Source organism: Sulfurimonas sp. NW9, from assembly GCF_051132275.1.
Lineage (GTDB): Bacteria > Campylobacterota > Campylobacteria > Campylobacterales > Sulfurimonadaceae > Sulfurimonas > Sulfurimonas hydrogeniphila.
This window is the reverse complement of sequence record NZ_CP093236.1, coordinates 2,327,169-2,342,335: the sequence shown is the minus strand read 5'-3', so window position 1 is coordinate 2,342,335 and position 15,167 is coordinate 2,327,169. Positions and strand designations below refer to the sequence as shown.

At 38.9% G+C, this 15,167-nt stretch carries 14 protein-coding genes and 1 pseudogene; 7 read left to right on the top strand and 8 right to left on the bottom strand.

Features of this window, described 5'->3' with window-relative positions; translation table 11 throughout:
• The first annotated feature begins 63 nt into the window (after nucleotides 1–63).
• Nucleotides 64–648 (top strand): GTP cyclohydrolase I FolE, encoded by a 585-nt coding sequence (gene folE / locus MLC44_RS13200; protein WP_346389048.1) that lies wholly within the window; start codon nucleotides 64–66, stop codon nucleotides 646–648.
• Between the two features lie 3 nt (nucleotides 649–651).
• Nucleotides 652–1,959 carry a flagellar protein export ATPase FliI gene (gene fliI, locus MLC44_RS13195; RefSeq protein WP_434657757.1) on the top strand — a complete coding sequence of 436 codons (1,308 nt, stop codon included), beginning with the start codon at nucleotides 652–654 and terminating at the stop codon, nucleotides 1,957–1,959.
• On the opposite strand, the gene MLC44_RS13190 is transcribed toward fliI, so the two are convergent.
• From MLC44_RS13190 to MLC44_RS13180, 3 genes are read right to left on the bottom strand one after another with little or no spacing between them, the layout of a single operon-like run.
• Nucleotides 1,954–4,044 (bottom strand): hypothetical protein, encoded by a 2,091-nt coding sequence (locus MLC44_RS13190; RefSeq protein WP_434657754.1) that lies wholly within the window; start codon nucleotides 4,042–4,044, stop codon nucleotides 1,954–1,956. The two genes, fliI and MLC44_RS13190, sit on opposite strands and share 6 nt — an antisense overlap.
• Nucleotides 4,045–4,053: 9 nt before the next feature.
• Nucleotides 4,054–5,643, bottom strand: coding sequence for a single-stranded-DNA-specific exonuclease RecJ (gene recJ, locus MLC44_RS13185; protein ID WP_418640827.1), 1,590 nt, complete (start codon nucleotides 5,641–5,643; stop codon nucleotides 4,054–4,056).
• A complete protein-coding gene (locus MLC44_RS13180; RefSeq protein ID WP_151899263.1) occupies nucleotides 5,633–7,252 on the bottom strand; it encodes a CTP synthase in 1,620 nt (539 codons plus the stop codon). The genes recJ and MLC44_RS13180 overlap by 11 nt, the downstream gene beginning before the upstream one ends.
• Nucleotides 7,253–7,328: 76 nt before the next feature.
• Here MLC44_RS13180 and MLC44_RS13175 point away from each other — a divergent pair, with 76 nt between their 5' ends.
• Nucleotides 7,329–8,870, top strand: a complete 1,542-nt coding sequence (locus MLC44_RS13175) for a cation:proton antiporter (protein ID WP_434657751.1) — start codon at nucleotides 7,329–7,331, stop codon at nucleotides 8,868–8,870.
• A 90-nt stretch (nucleotides 8,871–8,960) separates the two neighbouring features.
• Here the strand turns inward: MLC44_RS13175 and pyrE are convergent, their stop codons facing one another.
• From pyrE to secG, 3 genes are read right to left on the bottom strand one after another with little or no spacing between them, the layout of a single operon-like run.
• Nucleotides 8,961–9,569, bottom strand: a complete 609-nt coding sequence (pyrE, locus tag MLC44_RS13170; RefSeq protein WP_188110002.1) for an orotate phosphoribosyltransferase — start codon at nucleotides 9,567–9,569, stop codon at nucleotides 8,961–8,963.
• 3 nt (nucleotides 9,570–9,572) lie between these two features.
• Complete coding sequence (frr, locus tag MLC44_RS13165) at nucleotides 9,573–10,130, bottom strand: ribosome recycling factor (protein WP_226066677.1); 558 nt, start codon at nucleotides 10,128–10,130, stop codon at nucleotides 9,573–9,575.
• A gap of 22 nt (nucleotides 10,131–10,152) precedes the next feature.
• Nucleotides 10,153–10,482 carry a preprotein translocase subunit SecG gene (gene secG / locus MLC44_RS13160; protein ID WP_151899265.1) on the bottom strand — a complete coding sequence of 110 codons (330 nt, stop codon included), beginning with the start codon at nucleotides 10,480–10,482 and terminating at the stop codon, nucleotides 10,153–10,155.
• 116 nt (nucleotides 10,483–10,598) lie between these two features.
• Here secG and MLC44_RS13155 point away from each other — a divergent pair, with 116 nt between their 5' ends.
• From MLC44_RS13155 to MLC44_RS13140, 4 genes are read left to right on the top strand one after another with little or no spacing between them, the layout of a single operon-like run.
• Nucleotides 10,599–11,471, top strand: coding sequence for a metal ABC transporter substrate-binding protein (locus tag MLC44_RS13155; RefSeq protein ID WP_434657747.1), 873 nt, complete (start codon nucleotides 10,599–10,601; stop codon nucleotides 11,469–11,471).
• 58 nt (nucleotides 11,472–11,529) lie between these two features.
• Nucleotides 11,530–12,294: a metal ABC transporter ATP-binding protein gene (locus MLC44_RS13150; protein ID WP_346389043.1), complete on the top strand. Its 765-nt coding sequence runs from the start codon at nucleotides 11,530–11,532 to the stop codon at nucleotides 12,292–12,294.
• 8 nt (nucleotides 12,295–12,302) lie between these two features.
• Nucleotides 12,303–13,100, top strand: coding sequence for a metal ABC transporter permease (locus MLC44_RS13145; RefSeq protein WP_151899268.1), 798 nt, complete (start codon nucleotides 12,303–12,305; stop codon nucleotides 13,098–13,100).
• A gap of 10 nt (nucleotides 13,101–13,110) precedes the next feature.
• Nucleotides 13,111–13,791 carry a methyltransferase domain-containing protein gene (locus MLC44_RS13140; protein ID WP_346389042.1) on the top strand — a complete coding sequence of 227 codons (681 nt, stop codon included), beginning with the start codon at nucleotides 13,111–13,113 and terminating at the stop codon, nucleotides 13,789–13,791.
• Here the strand turns inward: MLC44_RS13140 and MLC44_RS13135 are convergent.
• Together MLC44_RS13135 and MLC44_RS13130 are read right to left on the bottom strand one after the other, a co-directional pair.
• The gene (locus MLC44_RS13135; RefSeq protein ID WP_188110004.1) at nucleotides 13,781–14,188 is read right to left on the bottom strand and encodes a thiamine-phosphate pyrophosphorylase; all 408 of its coding nucleotides are present in this window, start codon (nucleotides 14,186–14,188) and stop codon (nucleotides 13,781–13,783) included. The genes MLC44_RS13140 and MLC44_RS13135 overlap by 11 nt on opposite strands.
• Nucleotides 14,178–14,875: pseudogene (locus MLC44_RS13130) on the bottom strand (Bax inhibitor-1/YccA family protein). Before MLC44_RS13130 ends, MLC44_RS13135 begins: the two are co-directional and overlap by 11 nt.
• Nucleotides 14,876–15,167 lie beyond the last annotated feature (292 nt).

The window sequence follows — 15,167 nt, the reverse complement described above, 5'->3', positions numbered from 1 at the left end:
TACATCATCTTTTCAGCAAATTCTTGCTACTCTATCATACTAAAAACTTTAAAAGGCATAACTTTGTCAGAGAATAAAAACAGTGAATTTGAAAATGCAGTCAAAATAATGATGCATCATGTCGGAGAAGATCCAAGTCGTGAAGGGCTGTTGGATACACCTGCACGCGTGCGAAAAGCCTATGAGTTTATTTACGGCGGATACAAAGAAGATCCTGCGGAAATTTTAAAAAAAGCGCTTTTTACGACCTCCAATGATGAAATGGTTTTGGTAAAAGACATAGAGTTCTATTCTACATGTGAACATCATCTTCTGCCTATTATCGGTCGGGTACATGTAGCCTATATTCCAGACGGAAAAGTGGTCGGACTTTCAAAAATTCCCCGAGTTGTCAATGTGTTTGCCCGCCGTATGCAGATTCAAGAACAGCTGACGGAACAGATTGCTGATGCCATTATGGATACGATTGCGCCAAAGGGTGTTGGTGTTGTCATTCAGGCGCGTCATATGTGTATGGAGATGCGCGGTGTTGAAAAGATAAACTCAACGACAACATCATCAGCGCTTCGCGGACTTTTCAAAAAAGATGAAAAAACACGCAGTGAATTCTTTTCTCTCATTAATTCTCCTACGGGAAACAGATACTAAAATATGCCATTATCATCACTGAAAGAGAAACTTGCAAATAAAAACTATTCGGTCTCTTTTGGCGAGGTTGTGAAAATAAACGCAACGATTATCACGGCAAAAGGTTTACATGTAAGCATCAGCGATATGGTAAAGATTGTCTCAGATACTACAGGACAGGAGACTGTTGGGATGGTAACGGAGATTGATGCAGATCTCTTTTTCATTACACCTTTTTCATTTGTAGAGGGATTTCGTTCGGGAGATAAAGTATTTTTAGATTCCACAGGCTTGAATATTCCTGTGGGCCCTGCTCTTTTGGGACGTGTAGTAGATCCGTTTATGCGCCCTGTTGACGGCAAAGGCAGTCTGAAAGAGGGAAAACTTACTCCTATCATAAAAGCACCAATAGCGGCAATGAAAAGAGGTATGATAGATGAAGTTTTTTCTGTAGGGGTCAAATCAATTGACGGACTTCTGACCTGTGGAAAAGGACAAAAACTCGGAATATTTGCAGGAAGCGGTGTCGGAAAATCAACCTTGATGGGTATGATTGTCCGCGGAGCAGATGCCCCAATAAAGGTCGTAGCGCTCATTGGTGAACGCGGTCGTGAAGTTCCTGAGTTTATAGAAAAGAATCTCGGTGGTGATTTGACAAATACTGTTATAGTCGTGGCAACGTCAGATGACTCTCCTTTGATGCGAAAATACGGTGCTTTTGCAGCAATGAGTGTTGCCGAACATTTTAAGGATCAAGGCAGAGATGTGCTCTTTATTATGGATTCTGTCACACGTTTTGCTATGGCACAGCGTGAAATAGGACTGGCACTTGGAGAACCGCCGACTTCAAAAGGCTACCCTCCCTCCTCTCTCACTCTTTTGCCCCAGTTAATGGAACGTGCCGGAAAAGAAGAAGGCAAAGGAAGCATTACGGCCTTTTTTACTGTTTTGATAGAGGGGGATGATATGGGTGATCCTATCGCTGATCAGTCCCGTTCCATTTTAGACGGACATATTGTACTCTCACGGGAAATGACAGATTTTGGCATCTATCCGCCTGTGCATATTTTAAATTCGGCTTCAAGGGTTATGAGTGATATCATTACACCGGAGCATCTCAAGGCAGTGATGAAATTTAGGCGCCTGTATACGCTACTCAAAGAGAATGAAACACTCATAAGAATAGGTGCCTATACAAAAGGCAGTGATGCTGAACTTGACGAGGCTATTGATAAAAAAGAGGATATGGAAAAATTCATAACGCAAGATTCGACAGTACAGATACCGTTTAGTGAGACTGTCGAGGTGTTGACTGCTCTTATGAATTCATAATATTTGTGAATCAAACCAGCTGTCCCGTGAACGTTTTTCCCCCTGTTCGTGAGTAATGGCAAGTTTTTTGGTGCTATATGTTTCATAGCCGTTCATGATAATTCTAATCTCTTTGTCTATACCGAAAATATCAATATAGGAATAAATGATATTTTCAGCACTGTTGAATCTGTTTGTATTGATGAGTTGTTTTATCTGTGTGTAGAAACTGAGTCGAAGAAGATTCCCTGTTCTTTGTCTTCTTGAAGGTGTGTATATCAGTTCCCCCAGTGTCTTTTTTATGTGTTGTATATCACCGTTAAGCGCATGTTTTTCACACTCATTCATAAGCTTCTGCCAGTGTTTTTCAAGAAGTTTTGTAATTTCAAGATTTTGCAGTCTTGTATCGCTGTCTATAAGTTCATAGCATTTTTTAAAATCATTATTTGCATAGTATGAGAGAAATTTTTGTACAGATTGCGCATATTCATATAACTCTTGCAGTATATTCCTGTTACATGTAAAGAGCTGTGCAGATTTTATTTGCTGTAGTGCTTTTTCAACATTGGCGCTGTCAATTGTATTTTTTATATTTTGCAAAAGCATTTTTTGTGATTTTTGCAGTTCATAATATCCGGGAATATCCTTAAAAACCTCATATTTTGATATAAGTCTGTCAATTGTCCTGTATTCTTTATATTGCAGTGCTTTTAAAAATACTAAAAATTCTTCATTTTGTCTGAGCAAAAGGTTTATAAGCGGACGTTTTGGCAAAATTGTTATGTATGGAAGCAAAAGTTCTTTTGCTCTGTTTAAATTGCCAATGAGGATCTGTTTTTGGGCAAAAATATATGATTTTTTAAAATCAGCTTCCATTTTTTTATAGACAGAGGTATGTTGCAAGGGTGCAAACTTTTCACTGAGTTTGTAGGCAAGAGCATATTTTTTGTCTCTGTAAAAGTGTTGAAAGGCTGCATAATTTTTATGCGCTTTGAACAAAAGCTTAATATCATCTGTTTTACTGTTTATCTGCTGTAGGATATTGAGAATTTTTTTTAGTTCATTTTTATTGGAGTTTATAAGATGAACAAAAGCTTTTGCATAAAGTTTTTGATAAAGGGTTTCAACTTTTTTATGCTCTTTTGTACCTTGAAGTCGCGGATCTGCATCAATTATGTCAAAAGCTTTGACAATATCTTTGCGAAGTATACACATTTTCAGATCATCAGCATCGGCAAATGTAATAGTGTAGAGTTGTTGGTTTTTTAGAGCAACGACAAGCTTTTTCTTATGCGTCAAAATCATAGTATCGACTTCATGCCCGAAGCTGAGATATTTTGGGCTTACAAGCTTTTTGCTTCTAATATTTACAAGCGAAATACTCTTTGATCTTCCGCTTATAAGTGCAAAATCAGTCCGGGGAAAATATATAATATTTTTTATTGCACCAAAAGGCATATGTAAAGAGAAGTTTTCTTCATCTTCGTGAAGTTTTTGTATATAGAGTGTGCCATCATGACTGCCAAGCATAAGCGTCTGCTCGTTTATGAAGCATAAAGCCTCAATAGCTACTTTGGAAACACAAAGTTTTTTTATCTGCTGGTGTGACTGCAGATGAATTATACTGACATAACCTCCATAGCCGCTGCATGCCATATAGTTTCTATGAAAAGCAAAAGCATTGATATTTTGGTGTTTAAACGAGATAAGACGGGCTATTTCTCTTTGAGTATCATGCCGGTAGAGCATAACTCTACCCTCGTTCGTAGCACTGACAATATAAGGCATATCCGGTATAAAATGAAGTGCGGTAACAGTACCATTGTCGGTATAAATAGTTTGCAAAAGACTTTTGTTTGTTAAAGAAACTATATATATTTGGATACCATTGGCTATGGCGCAAATATTTTCGCTTGGATGAACAGCAACGGCAGTTGTTTTATAATTTAACTGTGCGATGGAGAGGATTTTTTTATTTTGACAATCATCAGCATCAAAAATTCGCATACCATGGAGTTTGGTACTGAGTGCTACGGTATTATTGTCCAAAGCCTGTAAGACAGTGATTTGAGAGCGGACTTTTAGACACTCATAAATCTTTGGCATGCAAGGCTTCTAAAAGATTTTATTCACTAAAAGCTGGGCAGAGACCCTGCCGTTAAATTCATTTTTGGTTACGGAGTAACTGCATGTAATCTTTTTATTCTCTGGCATTTCATAAACACGCCGAAAAGCAATAAGCTCTATAGTCTCTCTTTGATGCGGGTATTGTCTGATTTCAATGCGCGAATGTGATTTGTCGGCACCCATCAGTTTTATACTGACAACTTCTGCATCTTTTATAAGAAAAGTCGGCCGGAGATTCGCTTCTCCATAGGGTTCAAACTGTTCAAGCAAATCCAGCAGTTCTGTATCTATATCTTCGCTTGCCAAGATTCCGCTTATCTGTTCTTTTGGTATAAAATCATCATCAGGAATTCTTTGTGCACTTCTATTGACAGCTTCTCTAAAGGCTGCTATATCCTTTACATGTAAACCCAGTCCTGCTGCCATTTTATGCCCGCCAAATTTAGTTAACAGATGTTCATTTTCTTTTATGAGTTCATATATATTGACCTCACCGATACTTCTGGCACTCCCTTTGGCTTCTTCATCTTTTATACTCAAAACTATAGCAGGAGATCCAAACTTATCAACCAAACGGGCGGCTACAATGCCTACAACACCTTCATGCCAGTTTTTACCTGCCACAACAATAATTCTATCGTTTTTATTGACAGAGTTCAGTGCCTCTTGCGTTGTTTGTGCTTCAGTCTCTTTTCGTAGATTATTGAGCTGTCCCAAGAGTTCAAACTGTTTATAAGCCGTATGTGTATCGGATGCAGTATAAAAATCAAGGGCAATAGAAGCATCTTCAAGGCGTCCGGCAGAGTTGATACGCGGTGCTATGTTAAATGCGATATCTTCACTTGTGATGTTTGACTTGTTTAAAAAGTCCCTGATAATAACACTGGCAGGCCTGTTGGAGTGCATAAGGAGATTAAGCCCTTCTTTGACAAGTGTTCTGTTTATATTGACAAGAGGCATAATGTCCGCAATAATTGCAATCGCCAAAATATCTAAAAATTGCTTCATATCTATACTGAGTGCAAGCTCTTTTTTAACAAGTCCAAGTAAAAGCCATGCAACCTGTGCGCCACATATCTCTTTAAAAGGATAGTTACATGTAGAGAGCTTTGGATCAACAATAGCATAGGCATCTGGTAAAACATCGCCTGGAGTATGATGATCAGTAATAATTAGGTCTATTTTGCGTTGTTTGCATATATCGGCTGCTTCTATTGCAGATATTCCGTTATCAACAGTTATAATCAAGTCCGTATCCACTCTTTGCAAAACAGTAGGATTTACCCCATAACCATCATGAAAACGATTGGGAATAATAGCTTCAAGAGGATAGGGAATCTGCTTGAAAAAATCAACAACTATAGCAGTAGAGCTGACACCGTCTACATCATAATCACCTACTAACGTTATACGTTTGTTAGCGCGTATAGCTTCTGCAATTTTTTTTGCGGCTTTATCCGCATCATGAAGCAATTGTGGATTTGGAATTTGGGAAAGTTTTTTGTCTTCCTTGTCAAACCTTTGTGCAAGCAGAGCAAAAAGGTCTGATTTGTTTAAGTGGGGTATATTACTCAGCATTTAAACTGGCATTGACAAATGCTAGTATAGATGGATTTGGAGTTTGGAGGCGTGATGTGAATTCAGGGTGAAACTGCACCCCTAAAAACCATGGATGGCCTTGAATCTCTACTGTTTCTATCAACCCGTCAGACTCACCTGTGACTATCATGCCGGCATCCTCAAGCTGTTGTCTGTAGGCAGGATTTGCTTCATATCGGTGACGGTGTCTTTCATAAATTGTTTTTTGTCCGTTATAGGCTTCACGGAGCAAAGAACCCTCTTTTGTGTCACACGGGTACTCTCCAAGACGAAGGGTCCCGCCCATCGGCGACTGATGTGTCCGAAGCTGCATACCGCCGCTTTGGTCCAAAAAGTTGTCTATAAGATAAATCATAGGGTGCGGTGTGTTTTCATCAAATTCAACGGAGTTCGCACCCTCCAGTCCAAGCACATTTCTTGCATATTCTACAAGCGTAAGCTGCATGCCCAGACAGATGCCGAGATAAGGTATCTTGTTGACACGGGCATACTCAATTGCCTGTATTTTTCCTTCAATTCCCCGGTTTCCAAAACCGCCTGCTACCAATATGCCGTCACAGTCACTCAGAAGTGTCTGTGCATCTCTTTCTTCTATCTCTTCAGAATCAACCCAGCAGATTTCAACTCTGCTGTCAAGATGAGCTCCGGCATGAATAAGAGCCTCTGTTAGTGATTTGTAGGACTCTTTGAGGGCAAGATATTTTCCGACAAATCCTATAACTACTTTTCCTTTTGGCTGTACGATTTTTTTGACAAGAGTATCCCACTCCTGCATATCAGGTTCTATCTCGCCAAGATCAAGTTCTTTTGCTATAGGTTTTAAAATATTTTGTCTTAAAAATGACATAGGAACATCATATATGCTTGCAGCATCAAGTGCTTCTATAACACTGTCCGGTGCAACATCACAGCTCATTGCAAGCTTTTTCTTGAATGTTTTGGGCAGAGCATTTTCGCTTCTTGCTATAATCATCTGCGGTGTGATACCGATACGGCGAAGTTCCTGAACCGAGTGCTGTGTCGGCTTTGATTTCATCTCACCGGCTGCTTTAATGTAGGGAATAAGGGTTACATGGACAAAAAATGTACCGGCAACTTCATCATCATGTTTCATTTGGCGAATCGCTTCCATAAATGGCAGCCCTTCAATATCACCAACCGTTCCTCCAAGTTCCACTACAAGAATATCATGCCCTTCCCCGGCTGCTTTTATACGCTTGACAATTTCACCGACAATATGCGGAACAACCTGAATGGTCTGTCCGAGATACCCGCCTGCGCGTTCACGCTCAATTACACTTGAGTAAACCTGCCCTGTTGTAAAGTTGGATGTTTTTAAAAAAGACTTGTCCAGGAAACGTTCATAGTTTCCAATATCAAGATCAGTTTCTGCGCCGTCTTTTGTAACAAAAACTTCTCCATGCTCCAGCGGACTCATCGTACCCGGGTCAACATTGATATACGGATCAATTTTAAGCATGCCTATATTCTTACCGGCATGTTTGAGTAAAGTACCTATACTGGCAGCTGTAATCCCTTTTCCAAGAGAGCTTAATACTCCACCGGTAACAAAAATGAATTTAGTCATTAAAAAATCTCCATATATATTAAGTATAAGCGCGATTATAGTATATAATGTCTTATTAAATTATGAAAGTAACTGTATGCAAAATGTTTTAGTCTATATAATCATCGCTCTTGGGGTTTCCATAGTTATTAATATCTTTTTGAAAAAAATAGGCATATCGCAGATTATAGGCTATATTCTGACCGGAACACTTATTGCCTATGGTTTTGATCTGCATAAAGCCAGTCATTCGCATGCTTTGGAGATGGCAGGGGAATTCGGTATTGTATTTTTGATGTTTACCATAGGGCTTGAAATATCTTTGGCAAAAATGGGTTCGATGAAAAGAGAGATTTTTGCCAACGGATTTTTACAGGTCGGACTGACTACGGTTGTCACCTATCTGCTAGCCCATTATATTTTTGCTCTGGGAGCAAAATCATCCATAATTATAGCACTCGCGTTTTCGCTTTCATCAACAGCAATCGTACTGACATATTTAAAAAGTTCTAAAGAGATTTATACTCCGTACGGGCAGAATGCAACAGGAATTCTGATTTTTCAGGATATTGCAGTGATTCCTATTTTAATTCTGATAAGCTTTTTAACCAAAGAGGGAGATCAGGAGATCTTTGTCATTTTATGGCATACACTTTTAAGTGTTTCTGTTGTTATCGCTGTGATGTTTACATTCGGCAAGAGAGTTGTTGCCTGGCTGCTGCATTTTTCATCCTCGTCAGAGGTAGACGAACTCTTTATGGGTTCTGTACTCTTTATCGTCATGGCATCTTCTCTTTTTGCCTACTATATGGGTTTTACCTACTCTTTAGGCGCATTTGTAGCCGGTATGATTATCGCGGAAACGAAATACCATCATAAAGTAGAATCAGATATCGCACCGTTTAAAGATATTCTTTTGGGAACATTCTTTGTTGTTGTGGGTATGAAAATTGACATCTTCTTGTTCGTTGACAATATCGGACTTATTATCGGTCTGTTTTTACTGATTTTTATTATAAAATCGCTCCTTATGTTTTTGGTCTTGCGGTTAAGCTCAAGCAGTGCAGTTTCCTTGAAAACGGCACTCTTCCTTTCTCAGGTAGGCGAATTTTCATTTGTAATTTTTGCACTCGCGGCATCAGGGCATATTATTGATGAGCAGTTGGCTTCTTTGTTGGTACTGATAGTGATTTTTTCCATGATAGTGACACCGTTTTTTGTTCCCTTTATCAATGCTGTAACCACCAGGCTGATAAAAGAAAAAGATATTGTTACAGATATGTCTGCACTTAAGGGCAGAGAAAATCATGTGGTTGTGTGCGGATACAGCGTGGTCGGTAAATTTGTGACACAGTATCTTGAAGAACTTGATGTTCCCTATGTTATCATTGACAATTCAAACAAACATGTACAGGAAGCACTGGAAGAAGGAAGAGAAGCCTATCTCGGAGATGCTTCCAAAACAGCTATTTTGCAAGCGCTCCATATTGAAAAAGCTGCTGCAATAATTGTAACACTTGACAATATTGCGAAGAAGCGCCTTATTTGCGAAGCAGTGCTGAATCATTCAAGAAATGCAAATTTGATTGTAAAAGTGGTCTCACTGGAAGAAAAAGAGAAGCTTTCGGACTGGCTATAACGAATATTGTGGACGGAAAAGTAGAGGTGGCACGTGTTTTGGTTGAGAGAATGTTAACCTGCCAGCTAAAATATCGCTAGCGGTTGTATACTAGTTTCCGCGTGAGCCCGGCTTAATGGCCTGGCTGCCGTCTTTGCAAAGCGGACATGTCTCAGGCGGATACATTTCAAAGGTGAAGTCTGCAAGTGCAAAAAACGGAATATCCTGAGGAAGTTTGCAGTTTGGCTTTGTCTCTATGTTGCTGCCCTCTCTGTGGCAAAATCCGCGGTTCGCCAATGCGGCAATGCCGACTATTTCACCACCCAGTTCTTTGACAACTGCAGCAGCTTCCATAGCGCTTCCTCCGGTTGTAATGATATCTTCGCACATCAAAACCTTTTCACCCGGTTTGATTTCAAAACCGCGGCGAACAGTCATCTTTCCGTCAACCCGCTCAGCAAATATACTTCTTGCATCAAGTGCCGTAGCAAGCGCAAAACCTGCAATCAAACCGCCAAGCGCCGGAGCACAGACGGTATCAATCTCAAGGCCGCTTGCCTTGATTTGCTTGGCAAGTTCCTCTGCTAAAAGTTTCGCTGTTTTGGGATCTTCCAAAACTTTTGCAGATTGAAGATAAAACTGTGAATGGTTGCCTGAACTCAATTTGAAATGCCCTTCCAAAAGTGCTTCGGCATCCATATATATTTGCTTTATGTCCACGAATCAAACCTTTAGAATTTCAGCTTCTTTTTCTTTTAAGATGCTGTCAACTTTAGAGATATATTTGTCTGTAATTTTTTGTATATTGTCCTGAGCGGATTTAGACTCATCCTGCGTAATCTCTTTTTCTTTTTCAAGTTTTTTGATTTTGTCGTTGGCGTCGCGTCTGTCATTTCTAATGGATACTTTGGCATTCTCACCCATAGTTTTCATTTTTTTTACAGATTCCTGACGCTGTTCCACTGTCATGGCAGGAAAGAAAAGTTTAATCTGCTCTCCGTCATTATTAGGGTTTACGCCGATATTTGCCGCATTGATAGCAGACTCGATATCAGACAAAAGGTTCTTTTCCCAGGGATTGATGACAATAGTTGTCGCATCGGTTGCCAAAACAGAACCCACCTGATCAAGAGGAGTAGGCGTGCCGTAATAGTCAATTTTTACATTATCAAGTACAGCAGTTGTGACCTTCCCTGTTCTGAGTGTTTTGAAATCTCTTTGCATATGTTCAATGCTGCCTTGCATTTTCGTTTCACATTCATTAAATATTTCGTTTAACATTCTGTTTTTCTCCTTAAAAAGATTATTTTTTTGGTGTTTCTGGTTTTGCAGTCGAAGCAGTCGGCACTGCAGGAGCAGCTACATTTGTTGTCGGAACCATTTCATCTATCACAGAAGACTGTGCAGACTGAGAATACATGTATCCCAGTGTGATCGTATTGACAACGAACAAAAAGCCGATGGTAAATGTCGTTTTTGCCAAGAAACTGCTTGGCCCTTTTGCACCAAAAACCGATTCATTTGAACCACTGTAAGCACCAAGGCCTATGCTTGAGCTTTTTTGTAAGAGCACAGCGATAACCAAGATGATAACTAAGACGATTTGAATTATAAGTAAAAGACTGGTTGTCATATATTTTCCTAAATTATAAAGTGGAGAATTATATCTAAAAAACCTTATATTATCAAACTCTAAAAAAGAGGGTATAATTACAATTATTAAATAAAAATTATTTCGAAGGGTGGGCAGTGAAAAATATAAAAATTATTGCATTGATTCTTATTTTGTTTATGGCAAGCCTGTTTCTTGTTATAGAAAATGAAAAAAAACCTCAAACAAATACAAAACCGATAGTCGGGGTAACCACATTTGCTCTTTATGACATTACAAAGCATATTGCAGGTGATACTCTTGATGTCGTTAATATTTTGCCTTTTGGTGTTGACCCTCACAGTTTTGAACCAACTCCAAAGCTTATGGGCAACATAGAAAAAAGTGCCCTGCTTTTTTACAGCGGCGCAGGATTGGAACCATGGGTACACGGATTTGCATTTAAACAAAAGGCTGTAAATATCAGTAAGTATGTAAAATTACGAGAACTTGCAGATACGGATGAAAACGAAGAAGAGGAACATATCGGGCATCACCATCATGAAGGAGTAGACCCTCACTACTGGCTTGATTTTGACAATATGAAAAAAGCTGCACAAGTGATAACAAATGAACTTATTGCACTGCAGCCTCAATATAAAGAACTTTACATTAAAAACAGAGACAGATATGTAAAAATGCTCAATACGCTTGACCAGGAATACAAACAGAAACTTGCAAACTGTAAACAAAAAAGTGTTGTTGTTACACATAATGCTCTTGGCTATATTGCAGACAGGTACGGATTTGGAGTAGAATCATTGACGGGACTCTCTCCCGAAGCTGAACCGAGTGCTAAAGCAATGAAAAGAGTTTTTCAGGATATTCGCAAAAAAGGCATACAGACAATTTTTTATGAAAATTTTGTAAATGACAAGGTAACCAAAACAATAGCAAAGGATGCAAATATCACTGTTGATGTTTTTCAGCCTTTGGGCAATATTACAGCAGATGAGCCAAAGCGGGTATGACATACCAGGCAATTATGCAAAAAAATCTTAAAAAACTCTCAAAGGCGCTTATGTGCAGATGAAATTCAAAGTTCCCATCTTTGATGTAAAAAAGCTTAGCTTTATTGTTCGCGGACAGAAAATTCTTCAGGATATTTCATTTGAAATTTTTGAAGGAGAATACATTGCCATTATCGGACCAAACGGTGGCGGGAAAACAACGCTCATCCGTATGCTTCTCGGATTGGAACAGCCTACATCCGGGGAAATCAGAATATTTGGCAAAAAGTTAAAAGAGTTTAAAGAGTGGTACAAAATAGGCTATGTGCCACAGCGCGCAACGCTCGTAGACGAAAACTTTCCGGCGACTGTTGAAGATATTGTAAAAATGGGGCGTATAGCAAAAAGAGGAATACTGGCCGGTATAAGTAAAGAAGACAAAGAAATGGTAGAAGATGCCATGATAAAAATGGATATTCTTAATTTAAGAGATAAAATGGTTGGTACCCTCTCAGGCGGTCAGCGTCAAAGGGTCATGATAGCAAGAGCTCTGGCCTCTTGCCCAAAAATTCTGATTCTTGACGAACCCAATACCGGTGTAGATATGGTGTCTCAGCAAAGATTTTACACATTGCTGGCGAAGCTGAATAAAGAAGAAAAGATAACCATTTTGTTTATTACGCATGATATCGGTGTTATAGCTGATGATATCGGACGTTTATTTACAATAAATCAAAAAGCGACAATTTGTAATGACCCAAAAAAGATGCTTTCTTGTGAAGAAGTAAGTGATTTGTATGGCATAGATGCCCATGCACTTCATCACCACAAGCATGAGCATTAAGGATTCCTATGTTTGAAATGTTTGAATATGATTTTATGCAAAGAGCCTTTGTTGCAGGACTTTTTATAGCCGTGCTGGCTTCTGTAAGCGGAAATTTTGTAGTACTTCGCCGTTACTCTCTTATGAGTGAGACTCTGGCACATTCGGCGCTTGTCGGAGTTGCTGTAGGACTTGTGGCAGGATATAATCCTTTGTGGGTTGCTGTTGGTGTTGCGATTGCTTCTGCATGGTTGATAGAATATCTGCGAAGTGCATTTTCACTCTACAGCGATGCTATATTGGCTATAATCCTTTCAGGTTCACTGGCAATTGCTGTGATTATTGTCTCTTTGGGCGGTGCTTTTAACAATTCTCTTTTTTCTTATCTGTTTGGTTCTATTTTATCGGTGACAGATGAAGATGTAATGACAATAGTCACAGTAGGGAGTCTCTCTTTACTCTTTTTGCTGCTTTTCTCAAAAGAACTTTATTTTATTGCTTATGACGAAGAAGTAGCTCAAACAAGCGGTATCAAAGTAAAGTTTTTAAACTTTTTACTTGTTACCGTAGTGGCTGTTATTATTGCACTCTCGATTCGGGTTGTGGGGAGTCTGCTTATCGGAGCTTTGATGGTGATTCCGACTGTCGCTGCCTTGCAGTACCGAGTGGGCTTTAGAAGCACAATGCTTATTTCACTCTTTTTTGCCCTTTTCAGTGTTGTATTCGGCATGAGCCTTTCTTACTACTATTCTTTACCTTCCGGGGCTACTATAGTGCTTTCAATCATAGTTATTTTTATTGTTTCACTGATAATAAACAAGAAATGATAGAGAAGAGATGAAAATAAGTTCTGAATTTTCCAAGTATGCAATGCATTACGGTTCTTATAATGTTATTCAGCAAAAAGTGGCCGATAAACTTCTCTCTCTGATTACCTCGCAGCCAAAAAATATTTTGGACCTTGGTTGCGGAAGCGGTACTTTGGCAAGAAAAATAAATTGGCAGTATGATAAACTGATGGCAGTTGATTTTGCTCCGGGAATGTTGGAGTTGCATCCAAAGTCTCAAAAGATAGAGTGCATTTACGGAAATTTTAATGATGTAAATCTTTTTGATCTTCTGAGAGAATACAGTTTTGATTATATTCTTTCCTCTTCTGCTTTACAATGGGCGGATGATATGGAAAAAACATTCCAGCAGTTGCAAGCTTTTCATACCCCTGTTGCGCTCGCAGTTTTTACCTCAAATACATTTAAAACATTACATGTAACAGCAGGATTGGAACCACTGCTTATAGATACATGTAAACTTGAAAAACTGCAAAAAAAATATTTAAATGCGAACTTTGAAGTAGTACGGTATAAGCTGGACTTTGATAATGTGAGAGATATGTTTCGTTATATAAAAAAGAGCGGAGTGAGTGCCTCCCGCAATGTTTTAAGCTACAAAGAGATGAAAAAACTGATGCAGGAGTATCCCTTGAGCTATTTGGAGTTTGAAGTCGCCTTTATCTATTGAGCATGACTTCTTTTTCTAAATTATACAGCTCATAACGCAGAGTTTTAAAGTTTTCGCTGTAGTCTATGTTGTCTAGCTTATACAACTCCTCTAAAACCCTGGCAGATTCCTGCGCGCGTTTAAAATTGGCAGTCAGGATATCTTCAAGTGTAGAACGGTTTTGTTCACTTTTTGTAGAGGGTCGCAAGACATCATTTATACTGTCTCTGTTCTTGAGAAGCTCTTTTGTTTCTTGAATCTGTGCTTTGTGTCGGAGTGATTTGAGTCTGGAGGAGAGTTCTTTGTTGTTGTCTTTATATCGAAGTATATCTTCAACAACGCGTATGCCTTCTTTGAGACGGTTTATGTTGGCATCAATCACCCGAAAAAGCTCGGGTGAGAGAGTACTACTCTTCATTTCCAAAGATACCAAAAAGCTGCAGCAGTGCTATAAAGATGTTTAAAAAGTCCAAATAAAGCGCAATGGCACCGTCAATAGGCGTTTGATACGCTCCTTTCATGATATTTTGCGTATCATAAATTACCAGGATGCTAAAAGTATGACTACTGCTCCGGCAATGATAATTTGAAACATCGGATTTCCAAGAAATATGTTTATTATTGAAAATCCGATGATTACAAAAAGAGCAATCATTAAAGGTTTTCCGTATCCTGTAAAATCCTTTGTGCTTTTTATAGCAAAAAAGCTCATTGCACCGAATACTACAGCTGTCATTGCAAAAGCATTGCCTACTATCGCACCGCCGCCGTTCATTCCAAGTGTATAAGCCAATAACGGCGCTGTTGTCAGTCCTGTCACAAAAACAAAAGCAAACATTACCAGCAAGTTTATACCTGGTTTGTTTTTTACAAACTGCAAACCGATTAAAAGACCGATTTCCAAAAAGAACAGGGGCCAGATCAAACCTGAAATACTGGCAGCCAAAGGCACACCAACATAAGCACCGGCAGCTCCTGCAAGCATTGATGCAGCGAAAAGCTTATATGTCTCTTTTACAAAAGAGACTATCTGCGCTTCGCTGCGACTCTCTACATGTGAAGCATAAGTATTACCTCTTGCATAATCACGATCATATAGTCCCATAGTTTTTTCCTTTTTCAATATCTATCCATAAGATATTTTTTTATTTAGTGAATTCTATAGATAAAAAGTTAATGGAAGGCAACATAAGAGAAGAAGAATGCTTACACTATAATATATATTAGTGAACAAGCTATGCTAAAATAAGCAAAACTAATTCTAAATGAAACAGACCAAAAAGAAATTTAAAATTTCTCTCAAATACTATTGACATTAAAGTCGAAATCCCCTATAATTCCCATCCACAAACAGAGAGACCTTGTTTAAAAGGCCTGAAGAGACTTCGAGTAGAAGC

What these genes read in the sequence shown, in the direction of transcription:
- MLC44_RS13150 (WP_346389043.1), top strand. Translation starts at nt 11,530, where the DNA reads ATGAAATTCAAAGTTCCCATCTTTGATGTAAAAAAGCTTAGCTTTATT.
- MLC44_RS13190 (WP_434657754.1), bottom strand. Translation starts at nt 4,044, where the DNA reads ATGCCAAAGATTTATGAGTGTCTAAAAGTCCGCTCTCAAATCACTGTC.
- recJ (WP_418640827.1), bottom strand. Translation starts at nt 5,643, where the DNA reads ATGCTGAGTAATATACCCCACTTAAACAAATCAGACCTTTTTGCTCTG.
- MLC44_RS13140 (WP_346389042.1), top strand. Translation starts at nt 13,111, where the DNA reads ATGAAAATAAGTTCTGAATTTTCCAAGTATGCAATGCATTACGGTTCT.
- secG (WP_151899265.1), bottom strand. Translation starts at nt 10,482, where the DNA reads ATGACAACCAGTCTTTTACTTATAATTCAAATCGTCTTAGTTATCATC.
- MLC44_RS13180 (WP_151899263.1), bottom strand. Translation starts at nt 7,252, where the DNA reads ATGACTAAATTCATTTTTGTTACCGGTGGAGTATTAAGCTCTCTTGGA.
- MLC44_RS13135 (WP_188110004.1), bottom strand. Translation starts at nt 14,188, where the DNA reads ATGAAGAGTAGTACTCTCTCACCCGAGCTTTTTCGGGTGATTGATGCC.
- MLC44_RS13175 (WP_434657751.1), top strand. Translation starts at nt 7,329, where the DNA reads ATGCAAAATGTTTTAGTCTATATAATCATCGCTCTTGGGGTTTCCATA.
- MLC44_RS13145 (WP_151899268.1), top strand. Translation starts at nt 12,303, where the DNA reads ATGTTTGAAATGTTTGAATATGATTTTATGCAAAGAGCCTTTGTTGCA.
- frr (WP_226066677.1), bottom strand. Translation starts at nt 10,130, where the DNA reads ATGTTAAACGAAATATTTAATGAATGTGAAACGAAAATGCAAGGCAGC.
- fliI (WP_434657757.1), top strand. Translation starts at nt 652, where the DNA reads ATGCCATTATCATCACTGAAAGAGAAACTTGCAAATAAAAACTATTCG.